Source organism: Aeromonas sp. S18(2024), from assembly GCF_041402525.1.
Classification (GTDB): domain Bacteria; phylum Pseudomonadota; class Gammaproteobacteria; order Enterobacterales; family Aeromonadaceae; genus Aeromonas; species Aeromonas enteropelogenes.
This window is the reverse complement of sequence record NZ_JBGLQV010000002.1, coordinates 499,767-522,964: the sequence shown is the minus strand read 5'-3', so window position 1 is coordinate 522,964 and position 23,198 is coordinate 499,767. Positions and strand designations below refer to the sequence as shown.

The following is a 23,198-nucleotide window of genomic DNA, read 5'->3' as shown; positions in this document are numbered from 1 at the left end:
CAAATGTCTGTTTCTATAGAAGAGTATGTCCTGCTTGCTCAGCAGTTCTACGAAGGACAGAATTATCGCTTTAATGTGGATAATTTAGAGAAAATCCTCTCTGTATTGGAGAGCGCTCTTAAGCATTACCCAAGAGTGTTTGCTTTTCGAGTTGACTTTCATTTTGAACAACATACTGGCTTTGGAATGTATTTAGCCTTAAAGCCTGAGTCGGGCTCAAGGATAATTAAGGAGTTCTTTTCAAGGCTTAAATGGCTCATTGAGCGCGATGAGTCAGAACGACGTTATGAAGGCAAGAGGGTTCATTTGACTGAGATTAGATACGTTTGGGCTAAGGAGCAAACAGCCGGTGCTCCCTGTCCTCACTATCACATGATGATATTTTTGAATAGGGATGCTTACTACAAATTAGGGAATTATGAATCTGAAAGAATGAACCTTGCTAATAAAATAAGAGTGGCGTGGCACAGCGCTGTGTATGATGAAAATATCAATCTGCAAGATAGTAAAAAAATGGGATTGGTGCATTTCCCCAAGAATGCTGAGTATCTCATTGAGCGGAATGATACCGAGTCACTCAAGAAGATGCTTGTGCGGGCAGCCTATCTGGCTAAAAACGAGACAAAGCGGCGTGGACAAGGGTACCGCTGTTTCGGGGGGAGTAACATTTGAAGGCTTATTGGTGTTGATAAGAGACTTTTACTGCAGCTTTAGATGGCATCTGATCCGGGAGTTTCTCCTCCCGGATCTGTTAAGCTAATCCTCATTTGTTATCGCATCAGTTGGAGTAACCCATGGCAGCCTATTCCCCCCCCTTCACCCTGACCCATGCCATGTTGAGTCGAGTGGCGGAGATCGCCGAGTTGGTGGGGCAGTGGCGGTTTGCTCAGAGCTCCCAAGTGCCGATGCTGCGTCGGGAGAACCGGATCCGCACTATCCAAGCCTCCTTGGCTATAGAGCACAATACCCTGAGTGTCGAGCAGGTGACGGCAGTGATTGAGGGGAAGACGGTGCTTGGGCTTCCACGGGAAATCCAAGAGGTACGTAATGCGTTTGCGGCCTATGAAGCAATGCCTGATTGGGATCCGGCTTCCGCTGATGATCTACTCGGTGCTCACGGACTTCTGATGCGTGGACTCTGCGATGATGCGGGTCACTGGCGTAGCGGTGGCGTAGGTATATATCGAGGCGAGCAGTTAGTGCATATGGCTCCCCCTGCGAACCAGGTCCCTCGTCTGATGGGACAGCTATTGACTTGGCTGGCTGAGACCGAGGCGCATCCGCTGATCGCGTCCTGTGCCTTGCATTATGAGTTGGAGTTTATTCATCCCTTTGCGGATGGAAATGGTCGGATGGGACGTTTATGGCAGACGGTGATCTTGAACCGCTGGCAGCCTGTAATGGCCTTCTTACCCGTGGAGACGGTCATTAAGGCACGGCAAGATCACTACTATCAGCAGCTAAGTCAGGCTGATAGTCGCAGTGATTGTACCGATTTCATCCTCTTTTTGCTGGAAGCGCTGCGCGATGCGCTGACCCAAGCGATTGCGATTCAACCAACAGCAGTATCACCTCATCAGGAAAAAATGCGGGTAGAAATGAAGGTTGAAACGCAGGTAGAAAAACGGGTCAAAACCCCCCAGGCCATCTTGGCGGAACTGGCGGCTGAGCCAACCATAACGCTCAAGCAAGTTGCAGAGCGTATTGGCAAGTCGACCAGTACAGTGGAGAGAGCTGTTGCCATGCTGGTCAAAGAAGGGCGATTACGTTTTGTTGGGCCGCGTAAGAGCGGACGTTGGGAGGTACTGGATCCTGACGCGTAAACCATCCAGCCCCGCAACTAACCGACTCAGGACTACCTAGCCACCGGCAGGTCCTCCCAGCGGGTGGTGTAACAGGGGCTCAAGTGCTCTTGTCGCATCATCCACTCGGCTGACCCCATGCCTTGGCTGGCAAAGCCTACGCGCCCCAATCCCTTGGCTTTGATCTGGTCCATCACTGCCATCAGCGCATCCGATTGAGTGGAGGATGGGGCAAACAGATCGGCCTGTTGCTGCCCCTTGGGAGTGAACTCACTCAGCATGACCCCGCCTTTCTGATAGCGGTAACCGTCGCGCCAAATCTGCGGTAGCAGTACGTTCACTTGCTGCAGCAACAACCGGGTGTCATCACTAGGGCAGACCAGCCGAACGCCAGCCTGCTCACTGCAGTAAGGGGCTCGTTCATCAAAGGGGCTGGTTCGCACGAACAGGTGCACCCGCTGGCAACACATCCCCTCGGCCCGCAGCTTCTCGGCTGCGCGAGCCATAAAGCCTGACAACGCTTGGGCCATTTCTCCACGGTCAGTCACGCGCTCACCAAAGGAACGGCTCGAGAGGATCTGCAGCTTCGCCGCCGGTTCAACGGTCAGCTCTGCGCAAGGCAGGCCACGCAGCTCCTGTACGATCCGCTCGACCACCACGCCGTATTGGGCGCGCAGCCCTTTGGCATCACTGGCCACCAGGTCAGCCACGGTGTTGACGCCTTGAGCCACCAACTTGGCCCCCAAGCGCCGCCCTATGCCCCACACCTCATCCACCGGGGTGATGGCCATCAGCCGGGCGCGGCGCAGCTCGTCACGCAAGTCCACGACGCCGCCAGTGGCAGGCCACTTCTTGGCAGCATAGTTGGCCAGCTTGGCGAGGGTCTTGGTGGGGCCGATCCCGACCCCTACCGTTAGGCCGGTCCACTGCCACACTCGCTGCCGGATCTGTTGCCCATAGGCTGTCAGGTCCCCGGCAAACGACTCAGACAGTGACAGGAATGCTTCATCGATGGAGTAGACCTCCAGCTCGGGGGCCATGGTCTCCAACGCGCTCATCACCCGGGCAGACATATCGCCATAGAGCGCGTAGTTGGAGCTGAACGCCACACCGCCATGCGCCTCGAACTGCTCGCGGATCTTGAAGTAGGGCCCGGTCATCTTGATGCCCATCGCCTTGGCCTCGGGGCTGCGCGACACCACGCATCCATCGTTGTTGGAGAGCACCACGATCGGGCGGCCACGCAGCTCAGGGCGAAACAGCCGCTCACAGCTGGCGTAGAAGTTGTTTACATCAACGAGCGCTATGGCCATCACGCTGCCTCAGATTGCCAATCACATGGGTGACCACCCCGAATAGCTCCAGGGAGAGGCTCATGCAAGGGTCGATAGGCGCAAACGCCGGATTGGCTGGCAACAGCCGCAGCCTCGGCTTGAGCTGCAAGGTCTTGACCGTGAAGCCGCCATCGAGCAGTGCAATCACCACATCACCATGGCGCGGGGTCAGGCTCTTATCGACCACCAGCAAGTCACCGGGAAAGATGCCGACCCCGGTCATGCTCTCCCCCTCGGCACGCAGATAGAAGGTTGCTGCAGGATGCGGCACGCAGTGGGTGTTGAGGTCCAACTTCCCTTCCAGATAGTCGCTGGCTGGGCTGGGAAAGCCGCAAGAGGCACGGTGTAAGAACAGCGGGATGGTCACCTCGGCGGGTGATGGGTCTGGGGTTAACAGCTTCATGGTAACAATACCTGTATTTATATACAGGCATTATAGCGCACCACCTTTGAACCAGCGCAAGTCCCGCATGCCACTGATGGCGTACCATTGCGCCAATAGATAACAAAGAGGTCAGTATGAGTCACAATCTGTGTGCCCTACCGAAAGAGCAGCAAGAACGGGTCGAGGTCGAGAAGGCCGCCGCATATGCCGTATGGAAGGAGCGCAACGGTCACTTGGCCAGCGCAGAAAGCGAAGCAAGCCAGCATAAGGGTGAGCTGGGCAGCTATTTTCTTGAGCAAGTAAGTAGGTACAAAAGGGGCTAGCCTTCCTGTAGTCATGTTTTTATTCTGGGAACACCCTAAGTCCCTTAACTCTCGCGCAAATCCGGGCTTCGGAGCTTGAAGATGCAGCCCTTGGCTACCAACTCGTCCCGGTTTGCCAGCACCAGCGGGTAGAGCAGCGGATGCTGTTCGTGATCGCCGTTATAGCTCACCTGCATGCGCTCCAGCGCGTAATGCATCAAAGGGATGCGCTGGTTGAGCAGCAGCTTGCCATCTGGCATGGCATAGTCACTGGCAATGATGGCCTGTTGTCCTGCGCTGAGGGTTGGATTGGGTATGACCACCGCAGTGACCTGGGTGTTCCACTCAAGATCCTGATCCCGGCCGTGAGGGGAGGTATCCAGTAGCTCAGGTTCCCCACGAAACCGGCTCATCACAAAATCCAGATACACCCCTTTTTTCTCGCAGTAAGCGCGCACGTGCCAGCGGATCCCGTCATAGACCAGGGTATGGGGCACGATATTGCGGCCGCTTTGCTCCTCTGAGCTGAGGGATACGTAATCGACATCGACCCGCAACTGACCGCGAGCCGCTTGCACCAGACCCCGCACAATCTTGGGGTCGATATGGCGGTTGGGTACATCCAAGATCTCGATATGGCCGTAGCGCAAATCCATCAGCGGCAGGGTCAACAGCCCCGCTTCATGTTGGCGTTGGTGCTGTTTTTCACGATGTAACAGCATCAGGTACTCATCTACCTTTCCTTCACTAAATCGCGGCACGAATTGCTCGGTGGGCTTGTATCCCTTCAGGCTTCGGTCATAGATCAACCCTTCTGGTGAGTAGTAGGTCAGGTAGTGATTGATATCCCGTGATGCTTGCTGGCGGCCGATATTGAAGGCTGTCATTAGGTGATTGGTGGTCAGCCGACCTTCCCATTGCAACACGATCTCTAGCAGGCGAAAGCGTAGGGTCTGATCCCAAGTGAGCTCTCTGGGGGCCATATGTGCTCCAAAATGCGACATGTGTATGTAACCAGTATCGGCATGAGTATACAGGCGACATATACTGAGTTAATCACAGTGTGGTGAAAAAGATTGTGCTGTCTGTACCACGTTCTACCAGCATATTGCCGAAGTGCAGCTCAACTTCGGTTGCTCTCACAATCACAAGATCATGCCAGGCTTTGCCGCCAGGCCCTATACCTCAAGGCTTTCGGGGTGGTGTAGTACGATTAGGTGTATTTATTTAGTACAAGGGTACCAAGTAGATGAACGTAGTAGAGACTCAAAGGGGGTAGGTGAAGGGATAAGGCAGAGGACGTTGCCACTCTATTCTGCGGCTTACCAGAAATGAAGGTTGAGCTTATTCAGGTGACCGATTGATGGACTTTCAGAATAAAATACCCTTCGCAATTAAGAGCGAGACCGGTGCAATTGTCTCGGTCGATGATGTTGAAAGAGGACTTGCAGCCAGTTGTCATTGTCCCAGTTGTAAAGGATTGCTCGTTGCCAGAAAAGGTGAGCAAAACCGCCACTGCTTTGCTCATTACCGTGACAGCCAGGAAAAATGCTTCTACGCCTTTGAAACCAGTGTGCGGTTGATGCTGCTCTCTAAGCTGGAAAGTGTAGTGAAGCTCAATACACCTGCCCATTACACCTCGTTTGATGGGGCCAAGGAACTGGTTGCTAAGGCCCATGCTGATATAGGCGTTCAATTTGTTCCGCAAGCAGAGACCCATGGTGTTCCGGCAGGGCTATTTCAGTTGATGTCCCGACCAGACTTCCACCTTGCCTTACACTTTCCTGCCGCGCACGAGCCTGTAGGGTTGTACCCGCTGTGGCTTGGGCGATTCATTGCCAAACACCCTAAAACAGGCGTTTTGGCTGTTCGTTATAGCCAATTTGGCGACCGGATGTTCGATAAGTCTCGCTCGGCAGGGATGGACACGACGACTTTGATGCTGACGATTCTCAGCGAAAATCCCAACTGCCTGCATTGGCTCTATCACCCACGCGAGGAGATGGCGCTGATCGCCCTGGAGCAGCTTGCCGAACAGCGACGGCAAGAAGCAGAGGAGAAAGCCAGACAGCAGCAACTAAAACAAGAACAACTGGAGGAAGCGCGGCGTCAGTATGAGGCAAAGCAAAGGATGCAACGCGAGCACCAAGCGGCGATTACGGCTCAGATGAGATTGGCTGAACAGGATCGTGCCGCCCAGATAGCACGAGACTATGCCGCACGGGCTGCGCAAGACAGCGACAAGACCAGCAATGGGGGGCAGTATCCACGATCTACGCCGACCGCGTGTCGTAATTGCCAACTACAGCACCAACGTCTTGATGCTGACGGCTACTGTTATCGCGAAATTTGCATCAGTTCTCGTGCGAAACGAATAGCAAGAGCAGAAAAGGCAGAAGCGTCTACACGGTATTCCTACGCCAGCATGCGAGGTGGCGCAAATGTAAACCGCACTCCCCAGAAACAGACCAACCCGGTTGCCAGTCCGCAACCCGTGAGCGACACGCAACGCCAGTGGTACTCCTCTATCAAACCGGGTTCCTGCCCTCACTGTGGGGGAGATAGAGGCAACGGCCCTAATGGCTGGTGGTGTGAGAAATGTAAATAATTCTTTCAAATTCAAGATAATACCAATGTGTTGGTATCTTTGGGGTTCTTCAGTGGTACATGGGGAAAAGCTAGTTGACTGTCTGAGGTCATACACAAGCTAATCCCTGAATCGCCCCCTGGTTTTCTAGATTCTCTGCGATATCCGCATCCGCCTGAAAACACGACATGTGCAAAACCCCAGTATCGAAGCTGCGCGGCAGGCCCGGTATAGTCAGCCGAGACCACCTCAGAGAGGGCATGCGATGAGTAACCGAACCGGTTTTTGGTTAGCAGCACGCCAGTTGTCGCTGGCCGCTCTGCTGCTTGGGCTGCTGCAATCAACAGCATTGGCAGCCAACTGCACCTATAGGGAGGGTACGTTGGGCCATACCCACTACCGGTGTGACGATGGTAAGCAGGGCGTCCTGCGTGAGGATTCTCTCGGCAATATCAGGGATTCGGGCTCGGGCATCACCTGGCGCACTGATGTCTTGGGCAACCTCAAGGGCAGTGACGGTACAACCTACCGTGAAGATGCATTGGGTAATGTGCGTGGTAGCACCCCAAAAACTGGGGTGCGGGTGATCTGGCGTGAGGATAGCCTCGGCAATTTACGTGCTTCCGACGGTACCGTCTGTAGAACCAACGCTCTGGGGCAGTTGAAATGCCGTGGTGAAAGCCTGCCGCCAGTCTTGTTGGGGCAATGACCATCGAAAATGAGGGAGTTGTCGTCGTTCAGGCAGCCCCAGAGGGATAACTGTGCGCTTGGTTAAAGGCAATGTGGCTCGTTTCGCGTATGATAACCGTGTCTTAGAACCCATTGTCGAATAGAGAGTAGTTATGACGGCCAAAGCATATCTGGGCGACATCATCGGTGGCAGTATCATGTTGCGTGAGAGCAGAGTGGTTGCTGAACTACTGCTACAACATCCGGATGAAGTGAGCTGGAGTGATGCCATTGTTAACGAAAATGCATTACAAAAAACCTCTGTGCATAGTGCTAAGCGGATGGCATCAACTCTTCGCAAAAGACTTGAGCCGATGGGACGGGATTTCTGGACTGCACTGCTGCAGGTGTCTGATGACCTGGCAAAGCAGATGTTACTGCTGGCAACCATATGTCAGTCTCCCGTTCTAGGCGATTTTATGGCAACGGTTGTTTCCGATGCTAGGCGCATGTATCGAGAATCACTGCGTAGCGATGACTGGCAGGAATTTTTTTTGTCTCGGCAACGGGTTGTTGATGGCCTTGAACAATTTTCAGCGAGCTCAATTCAGAAAATGGGGAATAACGTTTTTAAGATCCTGGCAGATGTTGGGTATCTTGAGTCTGGTCGTTCGAGAAAATTGCAGAATCTTTACCTGTTACCCGAAGTGAGAGAGTGGTCGATGCGCTTGGGCTGTCCAAAAGCCTATGAGGCGATGGAGTCAGCACGATGAAGGTGCGGTGGGATAGCGAGCCGCAACTTAAGGCTCGCTTGGAGCAGATAGAAGCGCGGTTGCAAAGTGACAGTTTCTTGAACAACCGAGAATTGGGAGGGGAGATCGGATTTTATATCTTCGATTATCCGCCTCAATTTGAGTTGATCGTGCGCGAGTATCTCGAATCAAGCCTGCTCCAGGTGCGTAAGCAAGGGCTGCAATTTTTGCACCTCAACTTGTTTGAAGAACTACTCGACATGTTGCAGGGACGAAAGCTGTTAGATAAGGCCTTTGAACTGGAATTGAAAAAAGGGACGGATGAGTTGGCCAAAGCGTTGAAAGGCCCGCTCGAGCAAGGGCGTGTTGCCCAGCATTTGATGAGCAAAATTCATCCAGCCAATCCGCAGTTTGTGCTGTTGTCCGGCCTTGGCCAATGTTGGCCATTACTTCGTGGCCACAGCTTGCTCAATGCTCTTCATGCACATATGGGTGCGATCCCTCTGGTGCTCTTTTATCCAGGGCGATACAACGGTCTTGAGCTCTATCCCTTTGACCTGGATCGCGCCGAAGTGGCAACAGCCAATTACTATCGTGCGTTCCAGCTAGTGCCGCATGCTTCAAAATACCAAGGTGGATAGCCACCTTGGTTTTCAGAGATAGGCCAATGAGCTGTGACCTAAGTGGCATAGAGGGATTGTTTCTTTACAAAAACTTTCGAACCTCAGCTATTGGTAAGCCAATCGCGCGATAACGCAAATCACTAAACCGCTACAAGAACGGTAACCTGCAAACAAGAGACATGGGATCATCGATGCAAATCAAAGAGCTATTTACCAAACAACTGGATCGTCCAATCAATGGCGTGGTGAAAGCCGAACAGCTGGATGAGCAAATTATCTGGACTGAGTTGGATGAATATGTGGTGACCCGTGAACTTGATCGCCATCTCCGCCATTTCTTCGAGACCTATTTGCCTGGCGTCACCCATCCTGATGATCCCAGCGTGGCTGGTAAGATAGGTATCTGGGTCTCCGGTTACTTTGGCTCCGGTAAATCGCACTTTATCAAAATTCTCTCTTATCTGTTGGGCAACCAGAGAGCCGTTCACGGTGAGCAGAGCAAAGCTGCTATCGATTTTTTCAAAGATAAGATCAGTGACAACCTGCTCTACAGCGATATTCACGCCGCAGTGAATCGTCAAACCGAGGTGATTCTTTTTAACATCGACAGTCGTGCTGATACTGAAGATAAAGAAGATGCCATCCTGAAAGTGTTCCTGCGGGTGTTTAACGAGCGGCTCGGCTATTGCGCCGATCATCCTCATATTGCACACCTTGAGCGAGAGCTCGATGCTCGTAATCAATATCAAGCGTTCAAGAGCAAATTTGCTGAGTTGACTGGCTCCTCTTGGGAAGAGGAACGTGATGCTTATGGCTTCTGCCGCGATGAAATGGCGCAAGCCTGGGCTCACGCCACAGGCCAATCGGAAGCCTCCTCGGTGCAGAGCATGGAAAACTTGGAGTCCATGTTTACGCTTGATATCAGCAACTTCTGCAAGTGGGTGCGGGAGTATCTGGATCGCAGTGCCCAAGAGAGTGGGGGTGATGGCAAACGCATCATCTTCCTGGTCGATGAAGTCGGTCAGTTTATCGGCAATAACACCCAGATGATGCTCAAACTGCAGACCATCACTGAGAATCTGGGGACAGCATGTGGTGGACGTGCATGGGTTATCGTTACCTCACAAGAGGATATCGATGCCGTACTTGGCGATCTCAGCGCGAAAAAAGGGCAGGATTTCTCAAAAATCCAGGGACGTTTTCATACCCGGATCTCCCTCTCCTCGTCCAATACCAACGAAGTCATCCAAAAGCGTCTGCTCGAAAAAACAGAAGCGGCTAAAGATCAGCTTGCTGAGTTGTTTATTCAGAAAGGCGATATCTTGCGCAACCAGCTGGCGTTTGATGCGACTACGACTGCCGAGTTGGCGAACTATCGCGACAACGTCGAATTTGTAGATCACTACCCTTTCATTCCCTACCAGTACTTGCTGGTGCAGAAGGTGTTTGAAGCGATCCGCAAAGTGGGGGCAACAGGTAAACACCTTTCTCGTGGTGAACGTTCTTTGCTGGACGCGTTCCAAAATGCGGCGCGACAGCAGATGAATCAAGGTGTTGGGGTATTGGTGCCGTTCCATGCTTTCTATCCGGCTATCGAATCGTTTCTGGATACCAACGTCAAACGCATTTTCGAACAGGCGGCTGAGAAACAGAGCCTCGACCCTTATGATGTCAGCATCCTCAAGTCACTATTTTTGATCCGTTATGTCGATCTGGTGAAGTCCACGCTCGATAACTTGGTGACCCTCTCAATCGAAGAGATTGATACCGATAAAGTCGCGCTCAGAAAACGGATCGAGGCCAGCTTGCAGCGTCTGGAGAATCAACTGCTGATCGCCCGCAACGGTGATGAATATGTGTTCCTCACCAACGAAGAGAAAGAGGTCGAGCAGGAGATCAAACACACTCTGGTTGAGAGCACTGAAATCACACGTCTACTGTCGAAGGTCATTTTTGATGAGGTAATGGGAGGGCGCCGCCAGTATCGTTATCCTGTCAACAAACAAGACTATCCAGTGAGTCGCTTCTGTAATGGTCATCCTTTCGATGGCAGCTTGCAGACTGATCTTGTGCTCAAAGTCATCTCTCCGCTTGATGCCAATTTCGATGGTTACAACGATCAGGGCTGCAAGGCGCTCAGTCTGGAAGGTCAAGGTAGCATCGTGATCCGCTTGCCTGATGAAAAGCGGCTATGGGACGAATTTGATACCTGGCTTAAAACCGAGAAGTTCTTGGCTGGTAACCGTATCCAGCGGCCGGAACAAGAGAAGCTGTTGGCTGAAAAGGCGTTGGAGAATACTCAGCGCCGCAATCGTCTGAAGTCGCTGTTTGAGGAGTTGGTAAAGCAGGCTCAGTTTTTTGCTATTGGCAACGAGCTACAGACCAAGTCAGGCAGTGTCGCGAATATGCTTGATGAAGCCTTTAGCTACGTGATCGAGAATTCGTTCCAAAAGCTCAGTTTGCTCAAGAGCTGCGGTGCCAACCCGATGCAAGAGCTTAAAGCGGTGATCGTTGCTGATGATACGGCGCAGCTCAACATGCATCTGGGTGACCAGGATCCGAACAGCAGTGCCAAGCAAGAAATTGAGTTTTACTTGAATGTATCGGAAGAGGCCAACAAGCCGGTCTACCTCAAAGAGTTGCTCGAGCGTTTCAGTGCTCGCCCTTATGGCTGGAACCGTGATGAAGTGATGCTGCAAGTCGCCCATCTGGTGTTGCTGGGTAAGGCTGCCCTATCGACCCCTAACGGCGATCTGCCACTTAATCGCAGCTATGACCAGTTCACCTCGGTGCGCAGCCATACCAGTCTGCGTATTCGCCGGGTGCGCCAGCATAGCGAGCAGCAGATTGTGAAGGCTGCACGTCTTGCCAAAGATATCTTCCAAAAACCTTTCGATAGCAGTGAAAAAGAGCTGGCGAGCAAGCTGCAAGGCGAGCTAAGCCAGTGGCAGAAACTGCTTCAAGAGTTCGAGTTCAAGGCAAAGCAAGGCCATTGCCCTGGACAAAGCGTGCTGGAGAGTGGCAAACGACTGGTGGCAGGCCTGTTGGATCTGGGCAATAACAGCTATGCCCTGATCGAAGCGCTATGTGCCCAGGCCAATGATTTGCAGGATTTTGCTGAAGATTTTGAAGAGGTTGAAGAGTTCTATACCCGACAGTTTGACACCTGGCTGCAACTGCACCGAGCCTTGGGGGAGCAGTTCCGCGCTAACCGTCATGCACTTGAGCAAGACCCGGCTGCCGCAGCGCTATTTGCACAGCTGCAAGCCATTCACGATGACAAGCAGCCCTATGCCAAGTTGCGTAACGTCGGCACCTTGGTTGAGCAGATTAGCGCGATTAACCTTCGTTTGGTTGAGCAGCAGCGGGTAGTGAGCCTGCAAGCTATCGAACGAACCCAAATGGGAATCAAATCTTCCGTCAGTGACTTGCCAAGTGATCTACAAAATCAGGCCATGCGCCCCTTTGTATTGCTCAAAGAACGGGTCAGCAAGAGCGTCTCACTCCATGAGCTGGTTAGTCTGGTCAAGGAGGCTGATGACGAAGAAGACAAGGTGATCGAGCTTATCAACCGCTTCAGTGCGCAGCAGTTGCAGGCAGAAAAAGACCGTGCTGAAGCAGCCAGAAATGTTGGGGGATCAGCGCCGTCACAGGTCCAGGAGCCAGCCGCAGGGACGAGTAGCGGTAGTGCCCAGGCGACCGTTGAAAAGCCGGTTGTCAAACCTAAGCCCGCCCCTAAGCCGATCGAACTGGTCTCCCCCACCGAGCTGCTGGGCGATAACCACCTCTTTATTGAGACTGAGCAGGATATCGAAGCCTATCTGGGCAAGCTGCGTAGCCGCTTGCAGCAGGCCATTGATGGTGGCAAACGGGTGCGGATTAAATAACAGCCCAAGAGCCTCCCCTGTTGCTCATTAGAGCAACAGGGGAGGCTAATAAAGCGACAATAACAAGCATCTGTTCTGATTGTTTGATGATATACCGTCACGTCAAGGGTGATCGTTGACCTTCTTTAATTGGCTTAGCATCGAACTATTGGGCAGATAACAATAATGAAAATGGGATAAAAACATGTACCAAGCCGGTGGAACTATCAAGGATTTGCTGACCAAGGTTGAGCAGCATGATTATATTTTACCCGCAATTCAGCGCGAATTTGTCTGGAAGCCAGAGCAAATTTGCCAGTTATTCGACTCTTTGCTGCAGGGCTATCCCTTCGGAACCTTCCTCTTTTGGAAAATAAAGTCTACTCACCAGCGTGAGTATCAGTTCTACGACTTCATGCGTCACTATCACCAGCGTGATCGGGTGCATTGTGAAAAGCTTGATCTCATTGGTGAGCAGGATCGCGTTGCCGTACTCGATGGTCAGCAGCGCATGACAGCCCTCAACATTGGTCTTCGCGGATCCTACAGCTGGAAGACGCAGGGAAAGTGGTGGTCCAGCCCAGATGCATTTATCGAACGTCGCCTATATCTGAACTTGCTGGTGGCCGGTGAGGTTGAAGGGGGTGCTCGTTATGATTTTCGTTTCTTGAGTGAAGAGGAAGCTGCTCGTCAAGACCATGAGCACCACTGGTTTCTGGTCAGTCGGATCATGGCCATTGATATCGATGAATTAACCGATGAGCTAGATGATATTGATCTGGACAAAGAAAGCCGCAAAACCGCGCGAAATACCCTGCGTTTGCTGCATCGCACAATCCATCTGCAAGACAAAATCTCTTATTACGAAGAGTCAGAGCAAAGCCTGGAGAAGGTTCTCAATATCTTTATTCGGATGAATAGCGGGGGGACAGCGCTCTCCTATTCTGATCTGCTGCTATCTATCGCTGTGGCACAGTGGAGCAAGCTGGACGCCCGGGAAGAGATCCACAAATTGGTGGATGAGCTCAACCAAATTGGTGATGGCTTCTCATTTAGCAAGGATCTGGTGCTCAAAGCGGGTCTGATGCTGTGCGATATAGGCAGTGTCGGCTTCAAGGTTGAAAACTTCAGTAAAGAGAATATGGCCAAGCTGGAGGAGAACTGGGAACCAATCCGTAAGGCGTTGCAACTGGCCGTCAACCTGCTCGCCAGCTTTGGCTTTAATGGCTACAACCTAGGAGCCGATAGCGCACTATTGCCGATAGCTTACTACCTCTTTAGGCGTGAACTTGGCGACAGCTACCTGACTCGCAGTGAGTATGCAGCAGATAGACAAGATCTGAGGGGGTGGTTGATCCGTTCTGTCCTCAAACAATCCGGGATCTGGGGGAGTGGCCTCGATACGCTGCTGACAACCTTGCGTAGTAAAATCAAAGAGCATGGTCAGCATGGATTCCCGCTCACCGAGATTAATACGGCGATGACCGAGCGCGGCAAGAGCCTGCGTTTTGAAGAAGAAGAGCTGCAAACCTTGGCTGAACTCGACTACGGCAATCGCCGCACTTTTGCGCTGTTGTCATTGCTCTTTCCCGGCCATGACTTTAGTCGTCACTTCCATGTCGATCATATCTTTCCCAAAGGTTGCTTTACTCGCGCACAGTTGAAAAAGGCCGGGATCTCCGATGAAGGGCAGATTGATGAGTGGTGCCAAATGGCCAATTTTCTGCCTAATCTGCAGCTTCTCGAAGGAAGCCTGAACAATGAAAAGCGGGAAAAGCTGCCACATGAGTGGTACGCCATGATGTGGCCAGATCCGGCCGCGAGAGCGAACCATCTGCAGTTACAAGCCATCAACACCTTGCCTGAATCCCTGCTTGGATTTGCTGAGTTTTATCAAGAACGCCGTGAAACACTATTGGGTCGGCTGCGTCATGTCCTTCAAACACCACAGGTTTGAGCTACGTGCCTTTCTAACCAGTTATGTTAGCCGGGCCTCTGCGAAGGCCGGGTGTGAGACGAGAAAAAAATGAACACCAACAACCTGAAAAAAGTCGCCCCTCGGGCGCGTACCGCCTTTATTAAAGCCATTACAGCCCGAGCCGGTGAGTTTGGTATCACCGCCAAGGGCGTGAGTGCCCCAACAGTCAGTGGCGATGTACTGCAAGTGGCGGGTTTTACCCATCCTGCGCGCTTTGCCCCGGCCATTACCCGTCTGCAAGAGCGAGTGGCAAACGAGGGGTTTACTCAACTGATCGAGCAGATGGCCTACACCTGGTTCAACCGTTTCTGCGCGATCCGCTTTATGGAGCTTAAAAGCGAAGAGGGATATCTCGAGCACGGAGTACGCCTGCTTTCGCACCCGACCCAGCCTCAGGGCTTCGAGGTGCTCGACCGAGCGCCTGAGGTGATCGAATCCTTAATGGGCGAAGGCGTTTCCCTCGATAAGTCAGCGCTGCTCGAGTTGATGCTGGCGGGGAACGAGCAAGAGGCGTTATTCCGTGAACTGTTGCTCGGTCAGTGCCACCGCCTGCATCAGGCGATGCCTTTTCTGTTTGAAGCCATCGACGACGAAACCGAGTTGCTGCTGCCCACCGGCCTGACCCGTACCGATGCATTCTGGCGTGAACTGGTGGATGGGATACCGGAAGAGGACTGGACTCAGGTTGAGGTGATTGGCTGGCTCTATCAGTTCTATATCAGCGAGAAAAAAGAGCAGGTGATCGGCAAGGTGGTGAAATCGGAAGATATCCCGGCGGCCACCCAGCTCTTTACACCCAACTGGATCGTCCAATATCTGGTGCAAAATTCGGTAGGGCGCTATTGGCTGCAGACCTATCCTGATTCTCCATTACAGCAGGCCATGCCCTACTATGTCGCCTCTGGTGAGCAGCCAGATGAGGTGCTAGCTGAACTCGCTCAGATGACTCCGGCGAGTATCGAGCCTGAGTCCATCAAGGTGCTCGATCCCGCCTGTGGCTCTGGCCATATTCTGGTGGAAGCCTATAACCTGATCTATCGCATCTACGAAGAGCGCGGTTACCGCAGCCGCGAGATCCCGCAGCTTATTCTCATCCACAACCTGTTTGGCCTCGATATTGACGACCGCGCCGCCCAGCTGGCCGGTTTCGCCCTGCTGATGCGTGCCCGTCAGGATGATCGCCGCCTCTTCTCACGGGATATCGCGCTTAATATCCATGCGTTGCAACCATCCGGTCAGTTGAATATCGCCAAACTCTGGCAGGCGCTTAACCTCAATGCCGATTGGGACCGCGGTCAGGTGCAAGACTTGTTCGCCACCGCCCCAGCGACCTTAGCGGCCAATGACGCTCGACTGGTTTTGTTAAATGACCTGCATCTGCGCTTCCTATCGGCCAAGACCCTGGGGTCGCTTATCGAAGTACCCGCCGAGCAGGCGCCAGCCATCGCCGAGCTGGCTGCCACTCTGCACAGCTTAAGCATTAGCGGTGATGCCATGCAAAAACCGGCTGCCCAGGCACTGCTGCCACTGCTCAAGCAAGCCAGCGTATTGGTCAAACGCTATGATGCGGTCATTGCCAACCCGCCTTATATGGGCAGCAAGGGCATGAATGCGGAATTAAAAGAGTTTGCCAAAAAGCAGTTTCCGGATAGCAAATCAGACTTGTTTGCCATGTTTATGGAAAGCGGCTTCGATCTGCTAAAGCCCAACGCATTTCATGCCATGGTGACCATGCAAAGCTGGATGTTCCTTTCTTCTTACGAAAATCTGCGCATCAAGTTGCTCAATCATTCTGCCATCGAATGTATGGCGCATATGGCCAATATGGTGATGGGGATTGCCTTTGGTACGGCTGCGACGGTGTGCCGTAAAGGAGGTCATCGCCTGACTCGTGGTGGTTTCTGTTATGTGGAATATGAAGATATTGACGACAATGGCCGCCCGAAGCAGTTTCCGCCGCTGAACGAGCGCAACTTGAAAGCCGTCAAGCAGGGGAAAGCCGCCAGCGAGCAGGGAGAGTGACCATGCACATCCCAATCAAAAACAGCATCGGTGGCGAGGTGGTCTCCACTACCGCCTTTGTGCTTGCCCAGCCCCATCTGCCCACCTATCAGGGCGGTTATTTTCGACTGGTGGATGGCAACTCGGAAGCGGAAAAGGCCGCGATGTTTAAGGCGGCCAATGCTACCAACAAACAAGTATGACAAGGCGTTTGCTTCGGGCTGTATTGGCTAAGAGCATGAGATTTACTGCATTCAGCAGTGTGGCCAATATAAGCCACACGGCTCCTGATTTAAGAGAAGAGGTGGCCCAATGAGCCAGCAAGATAACAACCAGATGCAACAACACTTTTACCGCGCCTCGGCGGCGGATTTTGGCAAAATCCCGGGGAGCCCGGTAGCGTATTGGGTAGATGAGAAAGTAATGGACTTGTTCAAAGCTAATGAGTCTTTGGGCAAAACGACAAAACCGATGATCGGTATGAGAACGGGTAATAATGATAGATTTATGCGTTATTGGTTTGAGGTGCCAGTATCTAACGTAGAATTTAATGCTAAAAATGCTGAATTTGGGAGGGAATCAGGTAAGAAATGGTTCCCGTATCAAAAAGGGGGGGCTTTTAGACGATGGTATGGTAACGTCGAGTATATTGTTAATTGGTATGATGATGGTTATGAGATAAAATCATCTACATTAGAAAAATACCCCCAGTTATCATGGGATAATTTGGGTTGGAAAATTTCTAATGAAAAGCATTTCTTTAAACCTGCAATAACATGGACAGCGACTAGTTCATCTTATTTTGGTGTTAGATTTTCTCCGCAAGGTTGTTTGTTTGATGTTAAAGGTTCATTTTGTGTACCTAATGAGAGTGATTTACATATTGTTTTGGGTGTAATGGGGTCAGTATTTGCATCTAATATATTGAAGGTGTTAAACCCTACGATTGAGGTACAGCCCAGTGACATTAGCTTAATACCGCTTTTAATGGATAGATTAAAGCCTGTAAGAAGTTCTATTGAACAGCGTGTAAGAGAATTAATAGAGATTTCTAAACTTGACTGGGATTCTTCTGAGTGTTCTATGGACTTTGCTTCAATGCATCTCATTGGTAAGGCTTGTAATCTTATTAACTCAGTCAATATAGCAAATGTTTACCAAGAATTTATTGAAAGAAACGAACGGCTTATAAGTGCTTTTGCAACATCTGAAAAAATCCTTAATAGTGAAATTACTAATGCATACGGTATTGCGGATCTATATGACGTTAATACACCATTGAATATGTTGACTCTTAATGTAAATCCAATCTATCGATATGGGGGTAATTTATCTGATATTGAAAAAAATCAAAGGTATCAATCCGACACCATCTGCGAACTCATATCCTACGCCATTGGCTGCATGATGGGCCGCTATTCGCTCGACCGTGAAGGGCTAGTGTACGCTCATGCCGGTAATGAGGGCTTTAAAGCGCTGATGGAAGAAGGGGCCTACGCCACCTTTGCTGCCGATGAGGACGGCATCTTGCCACTGAGCGCTGATAGCTGGTTTGAGGATGATGTAGCCACCCGCCTCGAAGCATTTGTCTACACTGTCTGGGGCAAAGAGACCCTGGAAGAGAACCTGCAATTTATCGCCGATAGCCTCTGCCTTGCTGCTATCAAACCGGTGAAAAAGGGCGGTGAAACATCCCGTGAAACCCTGCGCCGTTATCTCTCGACTCAGTTCTTCAAAGACCATATGAAGACCTACAAGAAGCGCCCCATCTACTGGCTGTTTAGTTCAGGCAAAGAGAAGGCCTTTGAGTGTTTGGTCTATCTGCACCGCTATAACGAAGCGACCCTGCCGCGGATGCGCACCGAATACGTGACACCACTGCTCGGTCAGATGGCCGGGCGTATCGAACGCTTGCGCTTGCAGCAAACCGAGGCCAGTACCAGCGACGCCAAACGCATTGGCAAAGAGATCGACAGTCTCACCAAGCAGCTTAGTGAACTGCGCGCCTTTGATGACCAGCTTAAACACCATGCAGATATGCGCATCACCTTGGATCTCGATGACGGGGTCAAGGTCAACTACGGCAAGTTCGGTACCCTGCTCAGCGATGTCAAAGCCATCACCGGCGATAAGGGCGAGTAACCGACCCATCTCAAATCAAGGCGAGAGCTGCCGCTTGTGCGGCAGCTCTCATTTTGCTTATTGCCGTTCAAGATGGCGGGTTATCCCTTGGACTTGGCTGGTGAGAGCGTAGTATTTTATTGATATTTATCATTAATCGGTGGCGTGAATATGGATATTAATATTGCAAGCAGATATTACAAGTACAGAGAAGATGAAGATCTGGCATTTATTGCTCACTGCACCCATGAGCAACTCGCTCCACTGGTCAGTTATTTGACCATTGATCGTGATGGCAAGCCGAGATTGGCTGAAACCTTGACCAACAACCCCGAATTTAAAGCAAACAAGCATGATTTTTCACGGGCATGGCAAGCCATCTGCACTGAACTGCAAACATATGGCAACTCGACAGCATTAAATATCGTGACCAGAAAGGGGGCCGCGTATAAGGATATTGTGCAGTTCACTGCAAAATCCGTTGGCTGCGTGATAGACAAGCAGAGTGATGTGCAGACCCTCGAACAGGCGATAGTAGCCAAAGTGCTGGAGTTGCAGATGGATAAGATGACGCAGGCTGAACGGGAAGCGTTTATTAAAACCATGAAAAATGACTATCAAGTTAATAATATCGATCCTTTAAAGTGGACGGTCAGGGATTTTAGTGTGATATCTGGCGTACTGGCGGGGGCATTTGGTGGGGCTGCTGCAGCTGGGGCTATGCTGTTACCAAGAGCATTATTATTTTCTAGTCCACTTGGGCTCGTCGGTGGATTATTTAGTGCTGTGGTAGAGGGGCCTGCACTACGAGTCACCTTGCCGTGCGTTATCCATATCACCATGTTGCGTGAGTTCCATCGTCACGGTAACCCGTTTAACTGAATCTGATAACACAAGTCCTGACAACACAAGGATATTAAGATGCTTGAAGAAACGATCAAAGTGATTATGGTGCCAGATTGGGATAAGGTTGACCCTGAAATTATTGAATTGCTCAAAACTGGCCATATGCATCTTCGTGAAGGCGTCATTTATTGGGCCAAGGGTAAAAAACTATCAGAGGGGGCGGGGAGTATTGTCAAGCACCTTCCCTTTAAAGAGATGACAGTAGATGTCAGCCAGGGCGTTAATGTTGAGCAGTTGATGAAAGCCACCGCCGCCATGCAGAAAAGCATCGGACTTGCGGTCGGGTTATCAACCGGGATTATTCTCGCTGCGATAGTGATTCAAACCGCCTATCTCTCTCAAAAGCTCAATAAAATCCAGGCGTCGATAGACAAAATTGCTGTTGAAATTCAAACTCAAAATCAGCTCTTTTATCTTGAAAAACTTTCATCGTATATGGGTAGCATTATGGCGGCCCATGAGATGTTGGCTGTTTCTAAAGAGAGTGAGGCATACCCTGAGGTGATTACACCATTATTGGCAACACTTGCTCAGCAAAGAAACGAATTGTGTACATTCTTGATGAACCTGATTGGCTGGATCGACCACAGTAAAGCAATCGAGAATAAAATCACCGATGAACATGCTGCATTGATTGTTGATTTTGTGACAAGTGTATTGGATGTCATGCCAAAATCGATTTATGTGGAGTCTGCACTTTATACCATTCTTGGTAAATATCATCATGCAGATGCACTGGTTGAGTCGGCAGCAATAAAATACAAGTCTGTTTTGAACTCTTATCGGTTATGGGCAAAAGTTGGTTATGATCAGTGGTTAACCGGCAAGGCTAGTCGCAGTAGTCGTCTGCTGGTTAATAAATTTGAAGATATTAACAGCCTGTTACGTTCTATCGAAAACCAGCTGCTGCTGGGCAACAGTCAGCAATTATGCAAACAGCAACTTGAGTGTGTTGTGACAGCTTAACATAGTGCTGGGTTGTCAGAGGCTATCAAGAGGACAGGTAGGTGGCTGGCCTGTCTTCTCTTCTATACCACCTGGTTGAGTCCGCGAGTAGCGCTTGCCAAAGCGACTATTCGATGACTCCAGGCCCTACCCAATACGGATTGCTTCATGAACTCTAAGAGCATTTCGATTACCATATGGTTTTGTTGTAAATCGGAGCCTAATGGCTTGTCGTGACGGATTTTTATGGATATCACCCAGCTCCAAACCGGGCTAAATAAGAAATTCGAGCAGAGCCGGATCGTCTTTTGGCATGATCCCGAGCAGAGCTTTACAGCACAGCTGGCAGAGCTTGCCGCTCCCCAGGTCGGTTTGTCCCGCGAAGGCCAGCCCGTGGTGGTGCTCAACATGTCACAGCACTCCCAGTTACAGGTGAGAAGGCGCATAGAACTCGATGAGCCGACCACGCCATTTCTTCTCTACTGGCCAAGCCCTGAGCCTGCAGCAGCCAAAGATTGGCTGCTCGATATGCGTCGCTACAGCGCTACTTTTTATGCCGATGCGGCATCGATCCTGCTCAACGAGCTGGGTCTTGCCAATATGGCGTTGCGTGATTATATCGCGTCACGCAGCAGCTTTTTTGCCAACAAGGAGCGTACCTCAGCCCTCAAGCGTCGTTTGGATGGTCGTAGTGGGGTGGAAAACTCGCTGTCGCTCGATCTAAAGATGATCAGCGTGTTGTTGGGCTGTCTTGCTCAACCTGCTGATGTAGTCAGGGAACTAGGCGCTCGCCTGTTGGATACTCACTTTGAGCCCGCAGATGCTCTGGCCCCACTTGAGCAACATGGGTTGCTGTCGAGTCTTTGGCAATTGTTAGAACGGGATTATGGTTATCAGGTCGCCGAAGAAAATAAGGCGTCCTTGCGGGAGTTTATCCGCAAGCTTTTTGCCAGTGAGAGTTATGAGTTGCTGGAGGTGACCAAGCAGGAACAGCGCCCGGCTTGGTTGCAATCTCAGTTGCTGGTGACGCCTACCGGCCGAGCCAATGCCATGGCATTGCTGGCGGGTTGGCGCGATTCATTACAACACAGGGGGGCGTTTGCCCAGCTTTCACAAGAGGTGGCGACGCAGCTTGAGTTGTCAAACAGGTTGAATAGCCTGACGACTCAGGAGGTCTGGTGTTGGGCAGAGGTGACCAGTTTTGAGGCGGTTGAGCAGGCCTTGATCCGAGAGTTGGTTGCTGGATTGGTGGGGGGCGATCTCGGTTTGAGTCGCAGCGACTTTAGTCAGCTCATCTCGCGCCGTCGTCAGGGCTTTTGGCCCGGGTTCGACCCCAAGTATGCCTATCTCTATCAGGCGCTGCAGCATGCTGAAAATCTGTTGGAACTGCGCAGAAACTACCCGGATGGTTTTCATTTTTCATCGGCTCAGGCCATGTATCAGGCTTATGAAACTGAGTTGTTCCAGTTTGATGCTGCATATCGTCTCTTTAACGAGGCATTACTCCATTTGCAGGGGCAGGCAGTTGAGGTATTGGCCGCTTTAGCCGACAAGCTCGAAGAGCTCTATGTTAACTGGTACCTCTACCAGCTTGGCTTGGCATGGGATGGATTGCTGGCCAAGCAGCAACTGCTGGCACGCTGGGAGTTGGGTGTACCAGTACAAGCACGATTCTACGATACCGTTGTTAAGCCGCGTTTTGCCCAGGCTGGGGTAAAGCGGCAGTTTGTGATCATCAGTGATGCGCTGCGCTACGAGGTGGCTCATGAGTTGCAGGGGCAAATCAACGAGGCCAAGCGTTTTGCCGCCAAGATCACTAGTCAGCTGGGTGTGTTGCCCAGTTACACTCAGCTCGGGATGGCTGCCCTGTTACCCCATCAGCAGATTGATTATGCGCAAGGGAGTGCGACCGTATTGGTGGATGGTCAAAGTAGTGCTGGATTAGATAATCGCAGCGCAATTTTGGCCAAAGTGGGGGGCATTGCGATATCAGCGAAGTCGCTGCAAGGTTGGACCCGCGCTCAGGCCAATGAAGCGATTGGCGATGCTCGGGTGATCTATGTCTATCACGATGTCATTGATGCCATCGGTGACAAGCAAGCGACCGAGCAGCAAACATTTTCGGCAGTGCGTCAGGCCATCGATGAGCTCAATAATCTGGTCAGCAAGATCATCAATGGTTTTGGTGTTACCCGGGTCATCGTCACGGCAGATCATGGGTTCTTGTTCCAGCGTGAGGCGCCGGAAAGTGGGGTTAAAGCCCAACTACAGGCTGAGCCTTCTGGCACGCTTGAGGCCAAAAAACGCTATCTGATCGGACGGCAGTTGCCTGTTAATGACGATGTCTGGCAGGGCCAGATCAGCGACACGGTCGGCGGAGATTCCGATGTCGGATTCTGGCTGCCCAAGGGGGTAAGCCGTTTCCATTTTGTGGGCGGTGCCCGTTTTGTGCATGGCGGGGCTATGTTGCAGGAGATCTGTGTGCCGGTGGTGGAAGTGCAGGAGCTACGCGGCAAAAAGCAGGCGCTGCATGAGAAGAGCAAGGTGAATATCGTGCCTGCCTATCAGCCTATCAAGTTGGTCAATGCCATCGACAAAATCCGGTTCTTGCAGACCGATGCCGTTGATGAACGGCACAAGCCGCGCACGGTGCGTTTTGTGGTGATGGATGCGAATGGACAGCGGGTATCCGCTATCGAGAAGCTCAGCTTTGATGCGACTTCCGGCACCCTTGAGCAGCGCCAGCAGGATGTTCGCTTGAAGCTGACTGGGACCGATTTTGACCACAAGGCACAATATCTGTTGCTGCTGGAAGATGATGAGGATGGCATTGAGCTGGCCCGTTACCCTGTGACCATTGATCTGGCGATCCAGAACGACTTCGGTTTTTAATACCGGAAATTGTTGAGACGATTTGTCAGTGATGA

18 protein-coding genes are annotated in these 23,198 nt (G+C 51.4%); 15 read left to right on the top strand and 3 right to left on the bottom strand.

Going from position 1 to position 23,198, the window contains the following annotated elements; translation table 11 throughout:
• Positions 1–3: 3 nt before the first annotated feature.
• Positions 4–672: an inovirus Gp2 family protein gene (locus tag ACB034_RS05590; protein WP_371172298.1), complete on the top strand. Its 669-nt coding sequence runs from the start codon at positions 4–6 to the stop codon at positions 670–672.
• Positions 673–794: 122 nt separating this feature from the next.
• A complete protein-coding gene (locus ACB034_RS05585; RefSeq protein WP_198505936.1) occupies positions 795–1,823 on the top strand; it encodes a Fic family protein in 1,029 nt (342 codons plus the stop codon).
• A 32-nt stretch (positions 1,824–1,855) separates the two neighbouring features.
• Here the strand turns inward: ACB034_RS05585 and umuC are convergent, their stop codons facing one another.
• The gene (umuC, locus tag ACB034_RS05580) at positions 1,856–3,115 is read right to left on the bottom strand and encodes a translesion error-prone DNA polymerase V subunit UmuC (protein WP_371172297.1); all 1,260 of its coding nucleotides are present in this window, start codon (positions 3,113–3,115) and stop codon (positions 1,856–1,858) included.
• The gene (umuD, locus tag ACB034_RS05575) at positions 3,096–3,539 is read right to left on the bottom strand and encodes a translesion error-prone DNA polymerase V autoproteolytic subunit (RefSeq protein WP_049048522.1); all 444 of its coding nucleotides are present in this window, start codon (positions 3,537–3,539) and stop codon (positions 3,096–3,098) included. The genes umuC and umuD overlap by 20 nt, the downstream gene beginning before the upstream one ends.
• Before the next feature lie 116 nt (positions 3,540–3,655).
• Here umuD and ACB034_RS05570 point away from each other — a divergent pair, with 116 nt between their 5' ends.
• The gene (locus ACB034_RS05570; RefSeq protein WP_050664990.1) at positions 3,656–3,844 is read left to right on the top strand and encodes a DUF3283 family protein; all 189 of its coding nucleotides are present in this window, start codon (positions 3,656–3,658) and stop codon (positions 3,842–3,844) included.
• A gap of 44 nt (positions 3,845–3,888) precedes the next feature.
• Here the strand turns inward: ACB034_RS05570 and ACB034_RS05565 are convergent, their stop codons facing one another.
• The gene (locus ACB034_RS05565; protein ID WP_224159575.1) at positions 3,889–4,806 is read right to left on the bottom strand and encodes a WYL domain-containing protein; all 918 of its coding nucleotides are present in this window, start codon (positions 4,804–4,806) and stop codon (positions 3,889–3,891) included.
• 380 nt (positions 4,807–5,186) lie between these two features.
• Here ACB034_RS05565 and ACB034_RS05560 point away from each other — a divergent pair, with 380 nt between their 5' ends.
• The 12 genes from ACB034_RS05560 to pglZ all read left to right on the top strand — a co-directional run bounded on the left by ACB034_RS05560 (position 5,187) and on the right by pglZ (position 23,163).
• Complete coding sequence (locus tag ACB034_RS05560; RefSeq protein WP_371172296.1) at positions 5,187–6,431, top strand: hypothetical protein; 1,245 nt, start codon at positions 5,187–5,189, stop codon at positions 6,429–6,431.
• A 244-nt stretch (positions 6,432–6,675) separates the two neighbouring features.
• On the top strand, positions 6,676–7,119 hold the full coding sequence (locus tag ACB034_RS05555) for a hypothetical protein (protein ID WP_371172295.1): 444 nt from the start codon (positions 6,676–6,678) through the stop codon (positions 7,117–7,119).
• A 133-nt stretch (positions 7,120–7,252) separates the two neighbouring features.
• Positions 7,253–7,852 carry a DUF1819 family protein gene (locus ACB034_RS05550; RefSeq protein WP_279981766.1) on the top strand — a complete coding sequence of 200 codons (600 nt, stop codon included), beginning with the start codon at positions 7,253–7,255 and terminating at the stop codon, positions 7,850–7,852.
• Positions 7,849–8,472 carry a DUF1788 domain-containing protein gene (locus tag ACB034_RS05545; RefSeq protein WP_095593102.1) on the top strand — a complete coding sequence of 208 codons (624 nt, stop codon included), beginning with the start codon at positions 7,849–7,851 and terminating at the stop codon, positions 8,470–8,472. The genes ACB034_RS05550 and ACB034_RS05545 overlap by 4 nt, the downstream gene beginning before the upstream one ends.
• Before the next feature lie 173 nt (positions 8,473–8,645).
• Positions 8,646–12,341 (top strand): BREX system P-loop protein BrxC, encoded by a 3,696-nt coding sequence (brxC, locus tag ACB034_RS05540; RefSeq protein WP_279981765.1) that lies wholly within the window; start codon positions 8,646–8,648, stop codon positions 12,339–12,341.
• Between the two features lie 184 nt (positions 12,342–12,525).
• Entirely contained in the window at positions 12,526–14,277 is a 1,752-nt protein-coding gene (locus tag ACB034_RS05535) for a DUF262 domain-containing protein (RefSeq protein ID WP_371172294.1), read from the top strand.
• A gap of 69 nt (positions 14,278–14,346) precedes the next feature.
• Positions 14,347–16,320: a BREX-1 system adenine-specific DNA-methyltransferase PglX gene (gene pglX, locus ACB034_RS05530; protein WP_371172293.1), complete on the top strand. Its 1,974-nt coding sequence runs from the start codon at positions 14,347–14,349 to the stop codon at positions 16,318–16,320.
• A 2-nt stretch (positions 16,321–16,322) separates the two neighbouring features.
• Entirely contained in the window at positions 16,323–16,502 is a 180-nt protein-coding gene (locus ACB034_RS05525; protein ID WP_371172292.1) for a hypothetical protein, read from the top strand.
• 109 nt (positions 16,503–16,611) lie between these two features.
• On the top strand, positions 16,612–18,441 hold the full coding sequence (gene pglX / locus ACB034_RS05520) for a BREX-1 system adenine-specific DNA-methyltransferase PglX (protein WP_371172291.1): 1,830 nt from the start codon (positions 16,612–16,614) through the stop codon (positions 18,439–18,441).
• Positions 18,442–18,591: 150 nt separating this feature from the next.
• The gene (locus tag ACB034_RS05515) at positions 18,592–19,302 is read left to right on the top strand and encodes a DUF3944 domain-containing protein (protein ID WP_120415691.1); all 711 of its coding nucleotides are present in this window, start codon (positions 18,592–18,594) and stop codon (positions 19,300–19,302) included.
• Positions 19,303–19,341: 39 nt separating this feature from the next.
• Positions 19,342–20,292: a hypothetical protein gene (locus tag ACB034_RS05510; protein WP_371172290.1), complete on the top strand. Its 951-nt coding sequence runs from the start codon at positions 19,342–19,344 to the stop codon at positions 20,290–20,292.
• Positions 20,293–20,517: 225 nt separating this feature from the next.
• Positions 20,518–23,163, top strand: a complete 2,646-nt coding sequence (pglZ, locus tag ACB034_RS05505) for a BREX-1 system phosphatase PglZ type A (RefSeq protein WP_371172289.1) — start codon at positions 20,518–20,520, stop codon at positions 23,161–23,163.
• The last annotated feature ends 35 nt before the right edge of the window (positions 23,164–23,198 follow it).

Bases quoted from the DNA above. Each gene is read 5' to 3' on its own strand.
- ACB034_RS05590 (WP_371172298.1), top strand. From the start codon at position 4: ATGTCTGTTTCTATAGAAGAGTATGTCCTGCTTGCTCAGCAGTTCTAC.
- ACB034_RS05585 (WP_198505936.1), top strand. From the start codon at position 795: ATGGCAGCCTATTCCCCCCCCTTCACCCTGACCCATGCCATGTTGAGT.
- umuC (WP_371172297.1), bottom strand. From the start codon at position 3,115: ATGGCCATAGCGCTCGTTGATGTAAACAACTTCTACGCCAGCTGTGAG.
- umuD (WP_049048522.1), bottom strand. From the start codon at position 3,539: ATGAAGCTGTTAACCCCAGACCCATCACCCGCCGAGGTGACCATCCCG.
- ACB034_RS05570 (WP_050664990.1), top strand. From the start codon at position 3,656: ATGAGTCACAATCTGTGTGCCCTACCGAAAGAGCAGCAAGAACGGGTC.
- ACB034_RS05565 (WP_224159575.1), bottom strand. From the start codon at position 4,806: ATGGCCCCCAGAGAGCTCACTTGGGATCAGACCCTACGCTTTCGCCTG.
- ACB034_RS05560 (WP_371172296.1), top strand. From the start codon at position 5,187: ATGGACTTTCAGAATAAAATACCCTTCGCAATTAAGAGCGAGACCGGT.
- ACB034_RS05555 (WP_371172295.1), top strand. From the start codon at position 6,676: ATGAGTAACCGAACCGGTTTTTGGTTAGCAGCACGCCAGTTGTCGCTG.
- ACB034_RS05550 (WP_279981766.1), top strand. From the start codon at position 7,253: ATGACGGCCAAAGCATATCTGGGCGACATCATCGGTGGCAGTATCATG.
- ACB034_RS05545 (WP_095593102.1), top strand. From the start codon at position 7,849: ATGAAGGTGCGGTGGGATAGCGAGCCGCAACTTAAGGCTCGCTTGGAG.
- brxC (WP_279981765.1), top strand. From the start codon at position 8,646: ATGCAAATCAAAGAGCTATTTACCAAACAACTGGATCGTCCAATCAAT.
- ACB034_RS05535 (WP_371172294.1), top strand. From the start codon at position 12,526: ATGTACCAAGCCGGTGGAACTATCAAGGATTTGCTGACCAAGGTTGAG.
- pglX (WP_371172293.1), top strand. From the start codon at position 14,347: ATGAACACCAACAACCTGAAAAAAGTCGCCCCTCGGGCGCGTACCGCC.
- ACB034_RS05525 (WP_371172292.1), top strand. From the start codon at position 16,323: ATGCACATCCCAATCAAAAACAGCATCGGTGGCGAGGTGGTCTCCACT.
- pglX (WP_371172291.1), top strand. From the start codon at position 16,612: ATGAGCCAGCAAGATAACAACCAGATGCAACAACACTTTTACCGCGCC.
- ACB034_RS05515 (WP_120415691.1), top strand. From the start codon at position 18,592: ATGGATATTAATATTGCAAGCAGATATTACAAGTACAGAGAAGATGAA.
- ACB034_RS05510 (WP_371172290.1), top strand. From the start codon at position 19,342: ATGCTTGAAGAAACGATCAAAGTGATTATGGTGCCAGATTGGGATAAG.
- pglZ (WP_371172289.1), top strand. From the start codon at position 20,518: ATGGATATCACCCAGCTCCAAACCGGGCTAAATAAGAAATTCGAGCAG.